At 35.3% G+C, this 17,193-nt stretch carries 21 protein-coding genes and 1 pseudogene; 12 read left to right on the plus strand and 10 right to left on the minus strand.

What is annotated here, in order from left to right; all coding sequences use genetic code 11:
* Positions 1-233 (minus strand): annotated as a pseudogene (locus tag AC3II9_RS14515) (hypothetical protein); the annotation flags it as partial.
* A 415-nt stretch (positions 234-648) separates the two neighbouring features.
* Between AC3II9_RS14515 and AC3II9_RS14520 the strand changes: the two are divergent.
* The gene (locus AC3II9_RS14520) at positions 649-1,314 is read left to right on the plus strand and encodes a hypothetical protein (RefSeq protein ID WP_489156539.1); all 666 of its coding nucleotides are present in this window, start codon (positions 649-651) and stop codon (positions 1,312-1,314) included.
* Between the two features lie 40 nt (positions 1,315-1,354).
* Here AC3II9_RS14520 and AC3II9_RS14525 read toward each other — a convergent pair whose 3' ends face one another.
* Entirely contained in the window at positions 1,355-2,827 is a 1,473-nt protein-coding gene (locus AC3II9_RS14525; protein WP_489156541.1) for a DHA2 family efflux MFS transporter permease subunit, read from the minus strand.
* 158 nt (positions 2,828-2,985) lie between these two features.
* On the opposite strand from AC3II9_RS14525, the gene AC3II9_RS14530 reads away from it, so the two are divergent.
* Positions 2,986-3,867, plus strand: a complete 882-nt coding sequence (locus AC3II9_RS14530) for a TetR/AcrR family transcriptional regulator (RefSeq protein WP_489156543.1) — start codon at positions 2,986-2,988, stop codon at positions 3,865-3,867.
* 139 nt (positions 3,868-4,006) lie between these two features.
* Here AC3II9_RS14530 and AC3II9_RS14535 read toward each other — a convergent pair whose 3' ends face one another.
* Positions 4,007-4,777, minus strand: coding sequence for an ABC transporter substrate-binding protein (locus AC3II9_RS14535; protein ID WP_489156545.1), 771 nt, complete (start codon positions 4,775-4,777; stop codon positions 4,007-4,009).
* Between the two features lie 12 nt (positions 4,778-4,789).
* Positions 4,790-5,557, minus strand: a complete 768-nt coding sequence (locus AC3II9_RS14540) for an NRDE family protein (RefSeq protein ID WP_489156547.1) — start codon at positions 5,555-5,557, stop codon at positions 4,790-4,792.
* Between the two features lie 286 nt (positions 5,558-5,843).
* Between AC3II9_RS14540 and AC3II9_RS14545 the strand changes: the two genes are divergently transcribed.
* A complete protein-coding gene (locus AC3II9_RS14545) occupies positions 5,844-7,256 on the plus strand; it encodes a polysaccharide deacetylase family protein (protein WP_489156549.1) in 1,413 nt (470 codons plus the stop codon).
* A gap of 98 nt (positions 7,257-7,354) precedes the next feature.
* Here the strand turns inward: AC3II9_RS14545 and AC3II9_RS14550 are convergent, their stop codons facing one another.
* Together AC3II9_RS14550 and AC3II9_RS14555 are read right to left on the minus strand one after the other, a co-directional pair.
* Positions 7,355-7,567 (minus strand): hypothetical protein, encoded by a 213-nt coding sequence (locus AC3II9_RS14550; RefSeq protein WP_489156550.1) that lies wholly within the window; start codon positions 7,565-7,567, stop codon positions 7,355-7,357.
* Between the two features lie 122 nt (positions 7,568-7,689).
* Positions 7,690-8,112, minus strand: coding sequence for a ferritin-like domain-containing protein (locus tag AC3II9_RS14555; protein ID WP_489156552.1), 423 nt, complete (start codon positions 8,110-8,112; stop codon positions 7,690-7,692).
* Positions 8,113-8,342: 230 nt separating this feature from the next.
* On the opposite strand from AC3II9_RS14555, the gene AC3II9_RS14560 reads away from it, so the two are divergent.
* On the plus strand, positions 8,343-9,077 hold the full coding sequence (locus AC3II9_RS14560; RefSeq protein ID WP_489156554.1) for a polysaccharide deacetylase family protein: 735 nt from the start codon (positions 8,343-8,345) through the stop codon (positions 9,075-9,077).
* A gap of 64 nt (positions 9,078-9,141) precedes the next feature.
* On the opposite strand, the gene AC3II9_RS14565 is transcribed toward AC3II9_RS14560, so the two are convergent.
* Together AC3II9_RS14565 and AC3II9_RS14570 are read right to left on the minus strand one after the other, a co-directional pair.
* Positions 9,142-9,828 carry a DUF421 domain-containing protein gene (locus AC3II9_RS14565; protein WP_489156556.1) on the minus strand — a complete coding sequence of 229 codons (687 nt, stop codon included), beginning with the start codon at positions 9,826-9,828 and terminating at the stop codon, positions 9,142-9,144.
* 1,174 nt (positions 9,829-11,002) lie between these two features.
* Complete coding sequence (locus AC3II9_RS14570; protein ID WP_489156558.1) at positions 11,003-11,869, minus strand: hypothetical protein; 867 nt, start codon at positions 11,867-11,869, stop codon at positions 11,003-11,005.
* Positions 11,870-12,088: 219 nt separating this feature from the next.
* Here AC3II9_RS14570 and AC3II9_RS14575 point away from each other — a divergent pair, with 219 nt between their 5' ends.
* From AC3II9_RS14575 to AC3II9_RS14585, 3 genes are all read left to right on the plus strand, one after another.
* Complete coding sequence (locus AC3II9_RS14575) at positions 12,089-12,520, plus strand: ASCH domain-containing protein (protein ID WP_489156680.1); 432 nt, start codon at positions 12,089-12,091, stop codon at positions 12,518-12,520.
* Between the two features lie 84 nt (positions 12,521-12,604).
* Positions 12,605-12,772 (plus strand): hypothetical protein, encoded by a 168-nt coding sequence (locus AC3II9_RS14580; protein WP_489156688.1) that lies wholly within the window; start codon positions 12,605-12,607, stop codon positions 12,770-12,772.
* 774 nt (positions 12,773-13,546) lie between these two features.
* The gene (locus tag AC3II9_RS14585; RefSeq protein WP_489156560.1) at positions 13,547-13,789 is read left to right on the plus strand and encodes a hypothetical protein; all 243 of its coding nucleotides are present in this window, start codon (positions 13,547-13,549) and stop codon (positions 13,787-13,789) included.
* Positions 13,790-13,861: 72 nt separating this feature from the next.
* Here the strand turns inward: AC3II9_RS14585 and AC3II9_RS14590 are convergent, their stop codons facing one another.
* Positions 13,862-14,050 (minus strand): hypothetical protein, encoded by a 189-nt coding sequence (locus tag AC3II9_RS14590; protein WP_489156562.1) that lies wholly within the window; start codon positions 14,048-14,050, stop codon positions 13,862-13,864.
* A 113-nt stretch (positions 14,051-14,163) separates the two neighbouring features.
* Positions 14,164-14,352 carry a hypothetical protein gene (locus AC3II9_RS14595; RefSeq protein WP_489156564.1) on the minus strand — a complete coding sequence of 63 codons (189 nt, stop codon included), beginning with the start codon at positions 14,350-14,352 and terminating at the stop codon, positions 14,164-14,166.
* A gap of 208 nt (positions 14,353-14,560) precedes the next feature.
* Here AC3II9_RS14595 and AC3II9_RS14600 point away from each other — a divergent pair, with 208 nt between their 5' ends.
* From AC3II9_RS14600 to AC3II9_RS14620, 5 genes are all read left to right on the plus strand, one after another.
* Entirely contained in the window at positions 14,561-14,779 is a 219-nt protein-coding gene (locus AC3II9_RS14600; protein WP_489156566.1) for a hypothetical protein, read from the plus strand.
* A gap of 85 nt (positions 14,780-14,864) precedes the next feature.
* Positions 14,865-15,062, plus strand: a complete 198-nt coding sequence (locus tag AC3II9_RS14605) for an XtrA/YqaO family protein (RefSeq protein WP_489156568.1) — start codon at positions 14,865-14,867, stop codon at positions 15,060-15,062.
* A 3-nt stretch (positions 15,063-15,065) separates the two neighbouring features.
* Positions 15,066-15,593: a hypothetical protein gene (locus AC3II9_RS14610; protein ID WP_489156569.1), complete on the plus strand. Its 528-nt coding sequence runs from the start codon at positions 15,066-15,068 to the stop codon at positions 15,591-15,593.
* Positions 15,594-15,863: 270 nt separating this feature from the next.
* Positions 15,864-15,923: a hypothetical protein gene (locus AC3II9_RS14615; protein ID WP_489156681.1), complete on the plus strand. Its 60-nt coding sequence runs from the start codon at positions 15,864-15,866 to the stop codon at positions 15,921-15,923.
* Positions 15,920-17,137 carry a hypothetical protein gene (locus AC3II9_RS14620; protein ID WP_489156570.1) on the plus strand — a complete coding sequence of 406 codons (1,218 nt, stop codon included), beginning with the start codon at positions 15,920-15,922 and terminating at the stop codon, positions 17,135-17,137. The genes AC3II9_RS14615 and AC3II9_RS14620 overlap by 4 nt, the downstream gene beginning before the upstream one ends.
* Positions 17,138-17,193: the final 56 nt, after the last annotated feature.

The following is a 17,193-nucleotide window of genomic DNA, read 5'->3' on the forward strand; positions in this document are numbered from 1 at the left end:
AGACCAGCTCGGCTTAAAAAGACGTTTTGTTTCATAAACAGGGCACATAATTTAAATAAACTGGGGTTGATGAAATCACCTTTACATTCAAAAAGGACCATCAGGAAGGCAAATGGATGGAGTGAACGCTGGCGTTGAATGAACCCACTTTCGGTCGCGAGTTGGATGACTTTTTTCGGTCCGATCGCTTGAAACACCTGTTGTAGTAAGGTAATAGATGTTTTCTTTAACATGAAAAATTCTCTCCTGTCGATTGATGTTACTTCTAGCTATCTCTTCATTGGGAGAGGATTAATCCTTTTTGCATGAAATTTTTCTTAAGTTTACACGTATGGGCTGAAGCCATGCCCGTGGAAAGCGAGCCGAATGGAGCGTAAATCAACGGTTAACACAATGGTAATATATGTTTCAGGATTTGTTCATTCTAAGTCAAAAATGATTCCAGTATGCAATAAGCTGTTTTTCATAAATGAATGTGAATACTTTTTCGATAATTATGATTCTAAATGACTATTGAATTTTAAGATATGATGAAATTACGATACTAAGTTTTGTTTTAAAGCAAAAATACTTTAATCCATTGGATAATTATATCTATAGAAATTACATATTTTTAGTTATAATAGTAATATGATAGGGAGTGATCATATGGGAAAAGGTAAAATGGTACTAGTAAGTGGTATCATCACGGTTTGTTTATCAACCATTGCCATTGTAGCCCTTTTATTGATGAGCGAGGATAGCCCTCTTAAAAAGTTAAAAGAGACACCTCTTGAAAATGCAGCTGCTGCAACAGTAGCTCCAGTTGAGGAAGAAGTATATATTGAAGATTCAAATGTTGGCATAAAAACGACGACAGATAAGTTAGGGACTCACGATATTTTATTTGAATCTGGAGTAGTGGCTCATACGGCTACATCCGGTCCAATTCAATTAACAGTAACTGAAGTACGATTAGAGCAGCTCATTCCGGCAAATGATCAAATTAAAAAAGCGGTAGAAGGGCATGATCGTGCAACGTTAGCCGTGTTAGAAGTGACAGTAGAAAATAATGGGGGACAGCCAGTTTTGTTTAACCTCGACGACGCTAAAGTTGTTGCGGATAGCCATGAAACAACCGTTTTAAACCCAAAATTTTCACATAAATTTGACTCCCATTTTAAACCGAATGAGAAAAAGCAAGGCACAATAGTAATTGACTTTGCATCGAAGCCGCGAGATATTGCGAGTATTCAATTAAAAATAGCGCCAGTCTATGACCAAAATTATGATGAATTAGGTGAACCGATTGTGCTAAAGGTGCCGATGTATTAAATAACTAAAAGCGCGAGTGGTATTTCCACTCGCGCTGTTTTTATTGCTTTTCTAATTTTTCAATTTCTTCCGGACTAACATTAACCCGTTTTAAGAAGAATGATAATACTAGTGCTACGACGGTTACAACGGTTGCGACTAAGAATGAGAAATGAATCCCTTCAAGTAACGCTTGTTGTTGTAGCATGGTCATTGCATTTTCTTGTGTCATATCCATCGTTTTAGCTAATTCTGCTCCTTTAGAAGTGGCAACGGAATTCATAATCGTCACAAATAAGGCTGTACCGATTGAACCGACTACTTGCTGAGCCGTATTGTTTACGGCTGTACCATGTGGATTTAAACGAGTTGGTAATTGGTTTAAACCATTGGTCATAATGGGCATCATCACCATGGACATCCCAAACATGCGTAAGGTATAAACAATCACGATATGTGTATATGTTGTATCAAGCTGTAATTGAGATAATAAATACGTTGTATACGTTGTAATAGATAGCCCGATAACTGCTAATGCACGCGGTCCAAATTTATCGAATAGTTTCCCTGTAATAGGCGACATAATCCCCATAATTACTGCTCCAGGTAACATCATTAAACCAGAATCTAATGGTGAAATCCCTCTGACGCTTTGTACATAAGCCGGTGTTAAAATCATGCCAGAGAACATAGCTGCGGCGTTAACCATAGCAATAACCGATGCCAAAGCAAACATTGGGTATTTATAAACACGTAAATCGAGTAAAGGCTGCTCTAAACGGAATTGGCGCACAATAAACCATACTAAACCAATCGAACCTGCAACAAGCGTTGTGATCACGACTGGATCTGACCAACCATCCGCACTTGCTGAACTACATCCGTATAAAATACCACCGAAACCGATAGAAGATAATACAACAGAGAAGTAGTCTAATGATGTTTGACGTGTATCCATGACGTTTTCTAACTTCCAAACGGCTAATGCTAAACTAATGACAGCAAATGGGATAATCATTTCAAACAATAAACGCCAGTCATAGTATTCAACAATGTAGCCAGACAGTGTTGGCCCAATGGCTGGTGCGGTAATCATCACAAGACCGAAAATCCCCATAGCTGCCCCGCGTTTTTCACGAGAGAAGCTCACGAGCATAATATTCATCAGTAACGGACCCATGACAGATGAGCCAGCTGCTTGAATCATACGACCAGCAAGTAAAAAGCCGAAGCTTGGTGCAAGGGCAGCCATGATTGTTCCAAGTGTAAACAGGGCCATTGATGTAATAAAGAGTGTACGGTTTTTAAATCGTGTAATTAAAAATGCCGAAACAGGAATTAAAACCCCACTCACAAGCATATAGCCTGTTGCTAGCCATTGTACCGTAGCATAATCCTTCATACCGAAATCAACCATAATGGATGGAAGGGCAACGTTTAACAATGAGTTATTTAAAAACGATACAAATGCCCCAAAAAATAAAATACCGAGCATTAAATATGGCGGTTTCTTTTCTATAGTGCTACTATTCATTCTTTTCCCCCTATATTTCTATTCTTTATTTTCTTCACTTGAAAGATTTTATACTATAAGTCCAAAAAAATCAAAGAAAAATAACGTGAGTATAAGTTGGTTACTTCCGTCAACGTATCATGTTATACTTAAGGCAAAGAAAAAAAGAAGGAGGCACTATGAATAAACGTAAAAAATTAGTCGTTGATCATGCGTTGTCCTTATTTGTTGAAAAAGGAATTGGCCAAACATCCATTCAGGATATATTAGAACGGGCGAGTATTTCCAAAGGGACATTTTATAATTATTTTTCATCCAAACATGAGTGTGTCGGTGCGATTTTAGAGCAAGCACGTTATGATGCTACATTAGCACGTGGTGAAATTATGATTGGGAAAGACCCTCAAGATGTAGATGTACTAATCGAACAAATAACGGTGCTATCTAGTATTAATCGTTCACGTGGCATAGACCGAGTGTTTGAAGAAATTTTACACTCGGGTGATATGGAGCTGAAAAAGCTTGTTTTAAAATATCGCGTGTTAGAGTTAGATTGGCTTGCCACTCGATTCGTGGAAGTTTTTGGTGACGACATTCGCGATCATGCTTTTGAAGCAGCTGTTTTATATTATGGCATGATGCAGCATTTATCATTTACAGGAAAGCTGATTCATCAAAATACACTAGAAGTGAAAGCAGTCGCTACCTCTACGATGAAATACATGAAAGAAATTGTGCCAATGCTCATTCATCAAGGGACAGGGTTATTTGATATTCAAAATGTGAGCGTATTTATCGGCTCCTTTACGAAAGTCGAAGTCTCAGCAGAAGAAGTGCTCGAGCAATTGGAGACGTTCCAAGCGCAACCGCATTTTACAAAACCACAGCAAGATGTAACAGATGCTTTACTAGAGGAGATTAAGAAGGAGACACCTCGTGAAATTGTGGTCCATGCATTATTGCGGGCGTTTACATATGAATTTAAAGATTCTCCGTATACAAATGAAGTAAAAGAACTATCTAGTGTTGTATGGTATTTGGTCAAACAACTGAAAATGTAAGAAGAAGCTCTTACGCTGATGGAGGCTTTCGAGGGGATCGAAGGATTATATTCATCGCTTCACACGACGAAGCTGTTCCAGAAATGAGTAAACGACTCATTCTTGGAACAGCTTTTTAGCGGATAAAAATTCTTTTGGTTTACTGCCAAAACTGTTTCAAATAAGGGACGGCTTCTTTCATTTTAGCCCCATACCAAAACATTTCACCATCGATGATTTGGATGTTGGTATTTGGCAAATGAAGCGCTAATTCCTCAATATGTTTTTGCGCGAACGGAAAGGGCTCTGTCGATAAAAATAGGTAATCTAGTTGGGCATTTTTTAACGCTTCGATATCGACGACAGGGTACCGCCCTTCATAAGCTGTAAATGGATTTTCAAAGCCAACCGCCTCCAGCACATCATTAATATAAGTAGTAGCGCCAACAACCATATATGGTTTACGCCACATCATATAGGCTGCCTTCCCGGATTTTCTTGGAAGTGCTTTCAATGCTGCGTCAATTTGAAGGACCAACGCTTTACTTTCTTCTACTCGATTGACTAATTGGCCAGCATCTTCAATCATCCGCTGTGCTTCTGAGATCGATTCCACCTGAAAAACATAGACAGGAAAATGCTTTTCAAGCATGTCCACCATTTCTTTTGTATTTTCTTCTTTCTCCATAATAATTAAATCCGGCTGTAACGATTGAATAGTAGCTAAATCCACTTGCTTTGTACCGCCAACTGTTTGGACATGGGCTACTTGTTGTTCTGGGAATATACAATACTTTGTACGTCCCACCATTTCTTGCTGCAAGCCTAGATGAAATAATGTTTCTGTAATCGCCGGGCAAAGAGAAATAATTCGTTTTGGTGGAAATACATAGGTTACGTTTCTGCCTAAATGGTCTACTATCTGTTTCAAATGAATACCCCCTTATAGTTCCTTTTCAATAGGAAGTTGAAATTGTTCGCTTGCATGATATTCTCCCTGTTCAAATGTGCGTTCTGTAAAGTGCCATGCGGTTTGATTTAATCGGACAACGGTTGAGCAGCGTGTACCATACCCTTCAAATTGAATGAAAATCGGTGATAATTTTCTTTCGAGTTCAAGGGGTACACCCGTGGACGGTAATGCCTCATCTGTCGCTTGCTGCTTGTTTGTTAAAATATTGAATAAATCATCGTCAGAAAAAGCGTCATTCATTAAAACGTTTGTGAAATGGTCTTTTAACAATTCGACTTTGGGCCAAGGGGTATTAAGTGTCGCATTTGACACACAATGCATGCCAGGCTGCACTTCTGTCACTTCATCCATCACATTATTGTAATGAAACAGCTTGTCGCCATCATAAAGCAATACATTAAACGGTCCATACAAATCCCGCTTTATTTGTAAGTTCAGTGCAAATTGTTCGGCCCTTTCATCGCTATTTAAAAAATCAGTGGCAATTTGCCCTCGCGAATAGGTTCCTGTGTCCCCAAGCAGGGGATTTCGATAATTGGTAATCGCAACAAAGCGACCTGACTGACTAACACCTAACCATGTCCCACCTTTTTCGCCGTCCCGTCCAGCTAAAATGTGCGGTGCATCTTCCCACATATGCGCAGCTTCCGTTTCACGTATGTAAAACTCATCTCGATTTGCTGCAATGATGATCGGGAAGTCTGGGTGCATCTTATAACTAAACGCGATAATACACATGTTTTCACGCCCTTTCTATCATTACTATTACGGATTCCCCTACATTTGTAAACCCTCTTCTTTTCTTCTATATGTGCCGCTAAAAATAAAAAGATTATTTTCAACTTTTTCACGCCGTCATCCGTCTAACTTATATAGACAATAAAATACTGAAAAAGGAAGGAGCCTTTAGGAGTTAAAGCATCGAGCGCTATCAATCGGATCGTTAAGATAGTGTATTTAAACATATGACATGGTGGAGCTATTTAATAGAAGAACAATACAGACTAGTGAAAGGTGTAAGGAAATGAGGGTTATTAAGCGAATTAAATGGGCAGGGTGGGTCGCACTTATTTTATTTTCAGCCGTAACATTCGGTGCGATTTACTATTTTGTAAGTCCTGCAATAGAAGCTTCTAGCGGTACTAATAAGATAGCTGAGGTAGAAGAAATTAGCGAGGATGCTAGTTTAAATGTAAGAACGGAAATACAAGAAACAAATACATATACAATGTCGATCAGTATGCCGACATTCAAAAGTAAAAGCTTAGATCTCCCTATAAAAGAATGGATGGAGCAGCAGAAAAGTGTATTTATCGAAGAAGTAGAACGAAACAGCGAGATGTTAAATGCCGACAATTTAGCGTATTTAACAATTGACTTAAGGGTAGAAACAACGGGTGAATTATATAGCTTGTTATTTACCGCTTATCAATATGGTGGAAAAGGGAAGCCGACACAAGTTTTTAAAACGTTTACGGTAAATAGGAGGGTAGGCGAAAGCGTACAATTACATGATCTCATCGATTTAAATGATCAAGCTTCAGGAACAATCCGTACATGTATAAAAGATCAATTAATGGAGCGGGAAGACTATATAAGAGAAGAGGTATTAAATGAAAAGTTAAGCGATCTTGATGATTTAACATGGTCGATAAGTAAACAAACACTGAACATTTTCTTTGATCAATATGAAGTGGCGGTCGGCAGTGTAGGTGGAATAGAAATGGAAATCCCGCTTCAGGCATTACGTTCATATTTACATCCTACTCTATTAAATAATGCGCAATTAGAACATATGACAAGTATAGAAAAATCACAATTAGATCCGAATGGAAAATATATTGCGTTGACCTTTGATGATGGACCAAGCCCAAAAGTGACACCACGAATTTTGCAAACGTTAAAGCAACACGGTGCAAAAGCAACCTTCTTTATGCTAGGTAAGCAAGTCAAAACATATCCACATATTGCGGCACAAGTAGCAAACGATGGTCACGAAATTGCCAATCATTCATATAGTCATCCGAAGCTAACAAAAACGACAAGCCAAGAAATAATCAAGGAAATGAGCGAAGCAAATAAAAAAATCGAAATAGCTACAGGCATTGAGCCGATATTATTTCGCCCACCTTATGGAGCTTATAATAATGATGTTGTCCACTATGCCAAGATGAATGACTATTCTATGATTCTATGGTCTGTCGATTCACTAGATTGGAAAAGTCGTAATCCAGTCGCTATCAATGAGATTGTTACAAACAATGTTACAAATGGTTCCATCGTCTTAATGCATGACATTCATGCGTCCACAGCTGAAGCTTTACCTGAATTGCTAGTAAAATTAAAAGCAGAAGGTTACCAGTTTGTAACGGTATCTGAACTGCTCATGTTACAACATGAAAACGGCGCGGGCCCGTATTTTGGGCATGTTTCCTAAGTATATTTCAATTTACTTTGAATCCTTTGCGAAGACTTTTCCTTCGTAGAGGATTTTTTCGTGTTTGCGAATGATTTGTATAAGCTATTTTGAAATAATCATTGAATATGACAAGGTGGAAATCCGTTCACATCTTGAATCATATGAAAGTCATATTGCTTTAAGGCGAATTGGCTTTGATACAAGTATTCAAGGACAAGCAGCTTTCCATTTGAAACGCCGCATAAAACGCCGGAAGTTCCTTGCCCGTTAGACAGAGATACACCAACGGGCTGACCTATTAAGTAGCCAATTTTATATTGCCATGGCATAAGAGTTACTCCTTTCAGTACATGATTTATTCTAAGAGAATGGTAATGGGACAATATAGCTTAGTAGTATGCATTTGGACAAAAATGAGCGGAGAGTGTAACTATGACACCCTCTCCAATCATTAAGAATGATTCATAAAAAATAAAAACCAAACAGCATGATTTTGTTCGTCTGCGGCATTTGATCGAAACTGTTCACTAATATAGGGGATATGACACTGCCTCGCTACTCGGTGATAAAAATCGACAGCTTCTTGTTCATCTTTAAACGCAGCTAGCACACCACTTTTAAAATCAGTAGGTAATGCCTCCGTTATTTGTGGAGATGGGGGATGTCCTGTAAGACTAGTATAGATAGTAGCAAAACCATGATAGTGACGCATTTCATCTTTTCTAATTTCAAGAATGCGTTTTTGAATTTCTGGGGTCGGGGCAAGCTTAGCTAGTTGTTCGTAAAAATGTATAGCCGTATACTCACCATTCATAGCTTTCGTCAGATCACCAATGATATTGCTCGTTAAAGACGGTTGGGAATGATATTGCAAATTCTCACTCCTTTTTAGTCAATATATTAAATTTAAAAAATAAAGTAACATGTCCTGAAAAATTGGAGTGTAGGGTTTAGTTTAACTTAAAATGATGAGGTCGTTATGCCACACATCATACAGAACTTGAAAGAAAAAATGCCAATATTTAATTTTGCTGAATTGAGAGCATTTTTTCGTTAAACGAACAAATAATAAAGTACAAAATTTATTATGTAGGGTGTGAAGCATTGAAAAAAATAATCCTTCTGTTTTTACCGTTCTGTATTTTAATCGTCTCAAGCTTTTATGTAAATGAAAGTTATTCAGCTGATAAGGGGAGAAAGTATTACGAAGAGGCGGGCCATATTGTTTGGGATATTCAAACAGAAGAAAAAATAGTTGCCCTGACTTTTGATGATGGACCTCACCGAAAATATACAACTAAAATTTTAGATTTACTTGCCAAATATGAAGCGAAAGGAACTTTTTTTATAATAGGGGAAAACGCTAAAAAAAATCCTGAAATTGTATTGAAAATGTATGAAGAAGGGCATGAATTGGCCAATCACACCTATACCCATCCTATAAAAACGACTGTTCCTAATTTGATATCAGAAATCAAACAAGCAAATGAAGCGATTTACAATATTACGGGCTATTCACCTGTTTTATTCAGACCCGTTGAAGGACAATATACGGATGGCATGATTAATGCCATTGTACAAGAAGGGTATAAAGTCGTCATGTGGTCATGGCATCAAGATACAGAAGACTGGAGATCGCCAGGTGTAGGAAAAATCGTAAATACTGTACTAAAAGGTGTAGACAAAGGGAATGTCATTCTTTTTCATGATGGTGGTGGAAACCGCGAACAAACCGTGAAAGCATTAGAAGCTATTTTACCCGAATTGCAAAAGCAAGGATATAAATTTGTCACGGTTTCGGAGCTACTGGAAGTACAAAAATCCACGATGCAAAAATAAACAGTCGCAGCGTTTTAGACGCTGCGCAACTTAAAGATATGTTAGTTAAAAGTGATTATACGGCTTAATCCATTTTCTGAATAAACAATTGCCCATTAGATTGAATTTCAGCATAAAACACCTGTTCAATGGACTGTACATCGGCTGTTTTCAATTGTTCATGCAACCAAGCTTTACTCATGCCTGTCTCCAATAAATTTCTTTCTAATAGTTTCCCATCTGTAATTACCTCAATCGGTATAAATGGGGGAGGGGAAGGGGAGAGATTTAAATCGCTTTTTTGTATTTCTTGAAATTCGGGTTTTTTTAGAATGCTGAGGGAACCATTTGGCTCTAAAATGGCATAATCAATTTCAGTAATAGAAAAAATTTGATGTTGTCTGATCATCATCGTTAAGTCATCGAGATTAATTTTAGTGGCGGACAAAGCTTTTCGATCGATTTCCCCTTTTTTTATAACAATCGTCGGTTGTCCATCCAGGATTGTCCGCACTTTTCCTGATTTAAGGCTAATATAACTAATAAAGGTAGCGAGTGCACACCAAATAACAAGGCTTGTTAATTCTTTTGTATAAGTGATTGTGTCGATAATAACCATATTGGCTGCAATGGAGCCGATTGTAATGCCTGTTATGTAATTGAAAAATGTTAGATGACTCAGTTGCTTTTTTCCTAAAAACCTCGTAAATGCAAGCAAAACGAAAAACGTAATGACGGTTTCAATAACGATTTGTAAATAACTTGTATTCATTTCCCCACTCCTATCTCATTCGTAGAGTATCCAAAATGTACAAAATAATACATTCATAACAATGAAAACGGTGCAGAATTGTGTACGGTGACAAATTGTGAAAAGGCACAAAAAAGCTGGAAATCTAATCTTTGTGCAAGTGGGGAAACTTTAGAATATAAGGTTTTGCCCCTTATTTAACAAAAGAGGAGAAACTATCGACACCTTGCTAGCGAATCGCCCTATTTGCTTACATTTTGGCGAAAAAATGACTGTTTTCATTTAAAATGGAGCGCTCTAGGAATAGCTGCTATGTTAAGAAAAAGAGAAATTTACTAAAAGGAGAGCTAGCGTGGAGGATGAGAAAAGTGCCTTTATGGATGAAAAATGAAGATAATTAAGCTTTTTTTGAAAAAATCCACCTTGATTCAACCACGCCTTTGTGATGTAGTTAACCGCAAAAAACAATAACTATCTCTTTAACATAATAAAAAGAAATAAAGCCGTGCGATTTTTTTATAACAAGAATCCCAGGTCCACTTTAAAAATCGACCAAACCGCCATTTGTCGATTTTGATATACAACTTAACTGAGGATAAGTGTCATTTAGGTAAATAGACCTGATTTAACACTTATTTTAAATTAAGTTGTATATGGATTTCGCTATCTGACACGATCAGGGCATTAAAAATAATATGTTTTAATAAACGGAAGTAAAAATTTACTCTTGCTAGTAAAGTGGCGTACGCAAAATGTCAGTATACGGGCTAGTTGTTTTAAAAGGTGCTCTCTTTTTAGAAACGTAATATAGCGATACATATGATTCCATCGTAATTAGAGCGTACATATATAGAACTGATGTAGACGAATATAAAATACGTTGCCATTCGTAATGAACAAACTTCACTAGTTTCAGAAGCTGCAGTACATATAGTGATTGACGTTGAACAAGAGTGTCAAAAGGTTTTGGTGGAGTGAGGTCGAGGGGGTATATTATCACGATAAGAGGTAATAGGTATTTGAAACATATTTCTTAACAAAAAAATGGAAAATGGCTAATAGAAAGAGAACAGTATTTCTATCAAGTTGCCCTTTTAGATGATTATCGTCTACGTAGTGAAGCACAGGGGATTATGAACATCAAGGATAAAAAAAGGAAACCGTTAATTGTCTAGGTTTCCTTTTGATAAATTTTTTAAACTAAACAAGTAAGAGTAGATTGACCACTATTAGGTGTAGTAATACCAGTTAACCAATCATCGAGCAACGCTAAGTGTTTAGCTAAAACAGCATCAGAGTATTTACTCCATAATTCTTTTGTAAATCTAATGTGTGTTTCGTTTAGAGTAAATTCAACCTGTTTTACGGTATTTTTACCACCACTATAAAGCATGGTAACCGAGCTCGAATAAATACAAAACTCAATTTCTTCATCATTGCAGACAATGACATTTTGGGCAAATATATTTTCTGTATTCGCTGTATTCGATCTCGAAGAGGCAGCTTCTGCTAAAGCTTTTAAACTAGCTTTAATTTTCTCTTTATCTCTTTCTGAGATGCCATCATATAAATTACTAATTTCATCAATTGCGGTGTTCCAGTTAGACGTTCGTTTAGTGTATTTTTTTTCATGGTTGCTTTTTAAGTGCATTAAAGGATTTTGCAGCACCTTAGTGATATATTGGTTGTACGCAACTACTCTTGCTTTTTTAGTTTCATCACTTTCTTTATCAGTGGGAAAAGCAGGATTGTAATTGGAAACGATTCTTGCAATATCAAGTATAGTTGTTAATCCAACAATGGGACTTACTTGAACCGATTGTTTGACTTCATTACTGAAACGACCGAATGTTTGCAGTGCATTTTTTACATTATTATTGGCATCAATCGCTTCATTTTGTTTGTTACCAATAAGTAAGCCTCCACTTATAGTATCTTGGACCGGCGTTGCATCTTGTAGAGATGCAGCAAGGTTGAAAGAAAGTGGCGTTTGAATATTTTGGTGGAGAGAAACATCATTTACTGTTAACCAGCTTTCCATCTGTAAATCTTGATTTGACATATAAAAACCTCCTGATAATAAATGTTTAAGGAATTAACAAACTTGAGTTTATAAATACCTTAATTGGAAATATAAGTTATAAAGGTTAAAAATAGGTTAAACTTTTAAAAATAAAAAAATTATGTTTTATCAAATTTGTTACTGAACAATACGTCAATTTTACATAGGAAGGTGTATATATCAAAGCAATCACGATGAAACAAGCCTTGGGTAACGCTGATTGCCTTAGGTGAAAAGAAATTCGAAACACATAGCTGGCGGACGAAACATCGAGGCCCGTTAGCTATTCACGCTAGTAAGTCGATGGATAAAGAAGCTTTTGAAGGTTTGTTGATTAGAGGTGTATTAGTAAACCATAGTATTACATTTTATAAAGACCTACCAACTGGCGTTGTAATCGCCATAACGAACTTGGTTGACTGTTACAAAGTAGGGTGCGATTTAGGAAATGCGTCAGTTTTATCACAAGGAAAAACGGGAGATGGTTTAGAATTAGCGTTTGGTGATTATATAGAAGGTCGTTATGCTTGGGAATTAGATCATATAAAGGTGTTAGATGAACCTATCCTAGCTAAATGTAAGGGAGTGGAACAACTAAGACAAGAAAGAAGCATAGTTAGGGTGTTATCCTTAGCCGAAAATATGCCTTAAAAACACTTCAGAAGTGATGAAATAAAGTACAGCCAAGTATAAATCACTCCAAAAGGGAAAATTTATTAATTGGAGGTGATTACTTTGGCAAAAGAAAAGCGAAATAAAAATGAATTACATCGAGAAGAATTTGGAGTAGAATTAGGTCCTGACGATTTAGATTTACGTGAAGAGAATGATCTAACGGAAGAACAAATGAAGAATTCACATAAAGAAAAACAACAAAGCAAAAATGTTACTAAAAAAAGATAAGGAATTTAACTTTTTTAGTAGAAGCCTGTTACTTTAAGGTAACGGGTTTTTTGTGCTTATAGATAAACGTACAAAAACTACATACATTTTTTAGTTGTTTCTGTAGTGCGGTAATTTCAAAAAGGTCACAAAAAATCTGAAACTATCCGAATAAATATGAATGTTATTAACGTATCTGGTGCCGTTACGGATGCTGATAACAACGATGTGACTGGTAACATTTTCCATCAACAGAGCAGAGGCACAACAGGTGTATCAAGGCCCACCATCAGCATTCACTTTTAATATCTTGTTGGCCGACCTAAAAGTCGGCGCAAACACAGTCATTGTAAAGGCTACGGATATTTACAATACAACCGGCACAAAAACACTGACAATAATAAAAAATTTGGGAGTAGTTTTACAAATAACCACTCCCAAACTTAAAAAAATAATGATGCTATTAACTTTCTCTAGCTATTTTTTCAGGAAACAGTTTCCCGAACAAAGTAACTGTAGAGGCACTTAAACAAACAATAATGAATCCAGTAAGTAGATTTGTAGTGTTTAAGCCGTAATAAGCGAATGCTGATGAAAAAATGTAACTAATCACAAAACCGAGAAGAACTATGAAAAGTATATTTGTATTTTTACCCACTAGTTATTTCACCTCACTTTCTAATTAGAGGATACGTTTGAAAGAGAGTGGAAGTTTCAATATTTTCCATATATAACAAATATTTTTTGTGGTGAGGAAATTAGCGATGGAAGCATTTCGTGTAGGAGAGTGAGTTTATGGAAATGAAAGCAGAACAAATACTTGAAATTACTAAGCGGGCTTTTGAATGGGGAAAATCACAGTTATATGAAGGCAAAGATAACCTCGAAGATGAACACATCGAATGGCTAATTAAACAAGCTGAAACACTTCAAAAAATTGCTGATAGATGGTGTGAAATTGAATTTGATCAAAAAGGTGAACCATCTGATTTCTATAGTGATGTACAAGATGTATTAAAGGAAAACGGAGACTACTAAACATTCCGTCAAAAGGAGTAGCAGATATAGGTGAAAACAACCGGCATAAAAGTTGCCAGTTGTGATTGATAACTATTTATTTTTTGTTTCAACTTGTCGGATTTTCTGATTAATTTCTTTGATATCAGTCTCATTTCCAAATTCCACATTAGAACTCGAACCAGAAGCTTTTCGTTTTTCAGCTTCAGTATGTTGGATTATTTGTTTAACTTGGTCACCATCAGTCCCAAATCTTTCATGTGATTTTTTGTTGTTTGACATGGATTTCACCTCCTGAATTTAGTCTTTACAGAGGGTGTTTAATTATGCGTTTTGTGAAAATTATTTAGTTATAGAAAAAAATGTGCAGTAAAAAAGCCGATTAGAACTACTAATCAGCTCCTGTTTTTTAGTTTTTTTCCTGTTTCAATACCTGCACCGAAAACTGCTGATACCATACAAATGAAATATAAAATTTGTTGGAATCCGTCTGCTGTCCAATATCCTGAAAAATTCATGAATACAAGGATAATAAATAAAATGGCAGAAACAATTAGTGAATAAAAGCTGAAATTATGAGACATTTTATCCCCTCCAGTTTATGTTAATTGAAGTATGGTTTTAGGTTAACACAAATTGGGTATTGAAGGAATATTATTACTGCACATTCCGTCAAAAATGAGGAGTAAAGATGACTAGGAGTAAGCATAAAAAGAAAAGCAAATGGCGTGATTTAGTGGATTTTGTATTATCGATAGTCGATGTATTCTCGTAGAAACTGAGGTGTAAGGTATGGACAATATAAACATTTATGAAATCATCGGTTTGCAAGATGATCCCGTGTATCAAAAGTTAGAGCAGCTCCAGCCAGATGATGAAATTCTAATAGAAGCTCACACAGTCCGTTTAACTGACAAGTTCTATGAAGTGGAGAACGACGATGTGCACCTAGGCTTTAAGGATAAAATAGGCTGCTATCAATTTTTGAGTGGATTATTAGTAAGCAGCTAAAAAGAAGGCTACGGCGGGAACCGTAGCTTAGATTTAGGACAACCCTTTGATTACGTCAATTTAATTATATCAGAGGGGTGTCTGTATGAGAATGCAAGAATTGAAAATAAATGTTGATGGGAAGCTCGCACTTGATATAATGGAATTGCCTGACAGTTGTGTGATTATATTGTCACAAGGTAAAGTCAAAGTCGCCGAGCTTCCTGCCTTTGCCGAAACTAAAATCGTCACACACCAAGGCCAGGTAAAACGAGTGAAATGGGACGAGGGTGAGGAGTTTTGAATATTGAAAAGTAAGAAAAGGCGAGCGTTTGGTAAAATTTTAGATATGTTCCTTCTTAGCTTATTTTTATGGATAGTTGGTTTCATAAGTTTCGTAATGGCCTTCTTGATAATGGGGATTTTTGAAAATACTATTGATTTACCCACATTATATAGTAGTCTTATTGTTAATAAAGGTGCAGATATTTTAGATGTTTTTACACAATATAATATTTTTATTACTATTATTATAATGGGAATGGCTGTAATAATAACGATGCTTTTTATAATTTTTTTATTGAAACTTAGTTTTTTTGAACGATGGTATGTTGGTCAATATAGTATGCTATATGAGATATACACACTTTATATTTTTAGTTTAGGATTTATGCCACTGTTTATTAAAGTACTAAATGAAGGCAATCAACTAAATATAACTTATAATATAGATGTAATAATTTTTGCTGTTTTTATAGGGGCAATGCCTGTTTATATTTATTTAATCTGTTCAAAATTATTTTACGAGGCATATTTTAAAATTGAAAAACAATAGTTCTATAAGTCATCTGGAAGACAACATTTGATAGCAGCAAAACGCAGCAGTCTTTTGCTGTTTTTTATTTCCCTTCATTTTAGCAAGTTGTTAGATAGTTTGAGTATCCCATTTCGAAGTAAATGTGGAATGTCTGAGGATATAAGAATTAAAATAAATGTTGATGGGAAGCTGGTAATTGATATAATGGAACTACCTTACAGTTGTGTGATTATATTGTCATAAGGTAAAAACAAAGTCGCCAAGATTCCTGCGTTTGCCGAAACCAAAATCGTCACACATCAAGGTCAGGTAAAACGAGTAAAGCGGGACGAGGCTGAGGAGTTTTGATTAATTTTTATTTTGCAATTGTAATTGTAATTATTTTAATTATAGTGATTGCATCCGTAGTAGCTATATTTAGCAAGCAAACAGATGATAATGAAAGTATAATAAAAGTTGAAAATATAATCACAATTGGAGGAACGTTTGTTGTAATATTTGCCCTTACGTTACCATTCGTAATTCTATATGGTAATAATTTTGAATTTACAACAAGCACTTTTGCTAAATTAGGGACTGTTGGAGATTATTTTGGAGGAACTACTGTTGGATTACTATCATTTGCAAGTTTATTATTTGTTGCTTCTTCTATGGTAATGCAGAAAAAGGAATTATCCTTGCAAAGAAAAGAAGTTACAGCAACTAGAAATGAATATGAAATTACAAATGCAACAATGAAAAAACAGGCTTTTGATAGTACTTTTTTTAATTTAATTAATTTACATCATCAAAGGTACAATCTAGCAGTTAATAGTTCTAAAGGATTTTTCATTGAAAAGTTTTTAGATGAATATAATGATAATTATATAAATTATTGTATATATATGGAATTGAATGAACTTAATGAACTTGAATTTCATAATGTTGTTGAACAATTAGCTAAATTTGAGGAGTATATAAAAGTTTTTGAGCGTTTAGAAAAAGAAAACCTTGAACAATATAAAGAAAAGAAAATTTATGAGTATTTAAAATTTAAAAAGAAATATTTGGATTATATTTTCTATAATATTTATGATGAGGAGATTCCAGAATTAACTTCTAATAAAGAATTGAAACAAGAAATTTATGACGTTCAAAATACAGGAGCTATTAATCCAATCCAATTTTTGGGTTCTGAAGAAAATGATTTAATTTTTGAAATGAAGGATAAAATCGAAATTTATTTAAAAAAATATAAAAATTATTTAAGTCAAGAAAGAGAATGGTTTGAAGCTTTAGCATATAAAGTGGAAAATGAATTTAAATCAGATGAGGTATATAATAAAGAATTTATTAATCAAATATATAGCGATTATAAAGTTGAAAGTAACGATTATTTAAAAAGTATAGAAACAATAATAGCTTTGCTTATAAGCTCTATAGAAAACGAAGATGAAATTAAAATGTACTTAGGTATTTTGTATTCTCAAATTTCAGAGAATGAAATACGGTTTATAGACCTATATAATAAATATATAGAACAAAAAGAAAGTCTCAAATTAATTTTGCAAGCTAAATCCTAAATAGTTCTACCAGCCATCTGGAGGACAACAATTGATAGCAGTTTTAAGCTGCCGTC

The sequence above is a fragment of the Lysinibacillus sp. RU7 genome (genome assembly GCF_057837305.1).

Excerpts from the sequence above, each read along its gene's own strand:
- AC3II9_RS14520 (WP_489156539.1), top strand. The coding sequence starts at position 649 with ATGGGAAAAGGTAAAATGGTACTAGTAAGTGGTATCATCACGGTTTGT.
- AC3II9_RS14525 (WP_489156541.1), bottom strand. The coding sequence starts at position 2,827 with ATGAATAGTAGCACTATAGAAAAGAAACCGCCATATTTAATGCTCGGT.
- AC3II9_RS14530 (WP_489156543.1), top strand. The coding sequence starts at position 2,986 with ATGAATAAACGTAAAAAATTAGTCGTTGATCATGCGTTGTCCTTATTT.
- AC3II9_RS14540 (WP_489156547.1), bottom strand. The coding sequence starts at position 5,557 with ATGTGTATTATCGCGTTTAGTTATAAGATGCACCCAGACTTCCCGATC.
- AC3II9_RS14545 (WP_489156549.1), top strand. The coding sequence starts at position 5,844 with ATGAGGGTTATTAAGCGAATTAAATGGGCAGGGTGGGTCGCACTTATT.
- AC3II9_RS14550 (WP_489156550.1), bottom strand. The coding sequence starts at position 7,567 with ATGCCATGGCAATATAAAATTGGCTACTTAATAGGTCAGCCCGTTGGT.
- AC3II9_RS14565 (WP_489156556.1), bottom strand. The coding sequence starts at position 9,828 with ATGAATACAAGTTATTTACAAATCGTTATTGAAACCGTCATTACGTTT.
- AC3II9_RS14570 (WP_489156558.1), bottom strand. The coding sequence starts at position 11,869 with ATGTCAAATCAAGATTTACAGATGGAAAGCTGGTTAACAGTAAATGAT.
- AC3II9_RS14585 (WP_489156560.1), top strand. The coding sequence starts at position 13,547 with ATGGAAATGAAAGCAGAACAAATACTTGAAATTACTAAGCGGGCTTTT.
- AC3II9_RS14590 (WP_489156562.1), bottom strand. The coding sequence starts at position 14,050 with ATGTCAAACAACAAAAAATCACATGAAAGATTTGGGACTGATGGTGAC.
- AC3II9_RS14595 (WP_489156564.1), bottom strand. The coding sequence starts at position 14,352 with ATGTCTCATAATTTCAGCTTTTATTCACTAATTGTTTCTGCCATTTTA.
- AC3II9_RS14600 (WP_489156566.1), top strand. The coding sequence starts at position 14,561 with ATGGACAATATAAACATTTATGAAATCATCGGTTTGCAAGATGATCCC.
- AC3II9_RS14605 (WP_489156568.1), top strand. The coding sequence starts at position 14,865 with ATGAGAATGCAAGAATTGAAAATAAATGTTGATGGGAAGCTCGCACTT.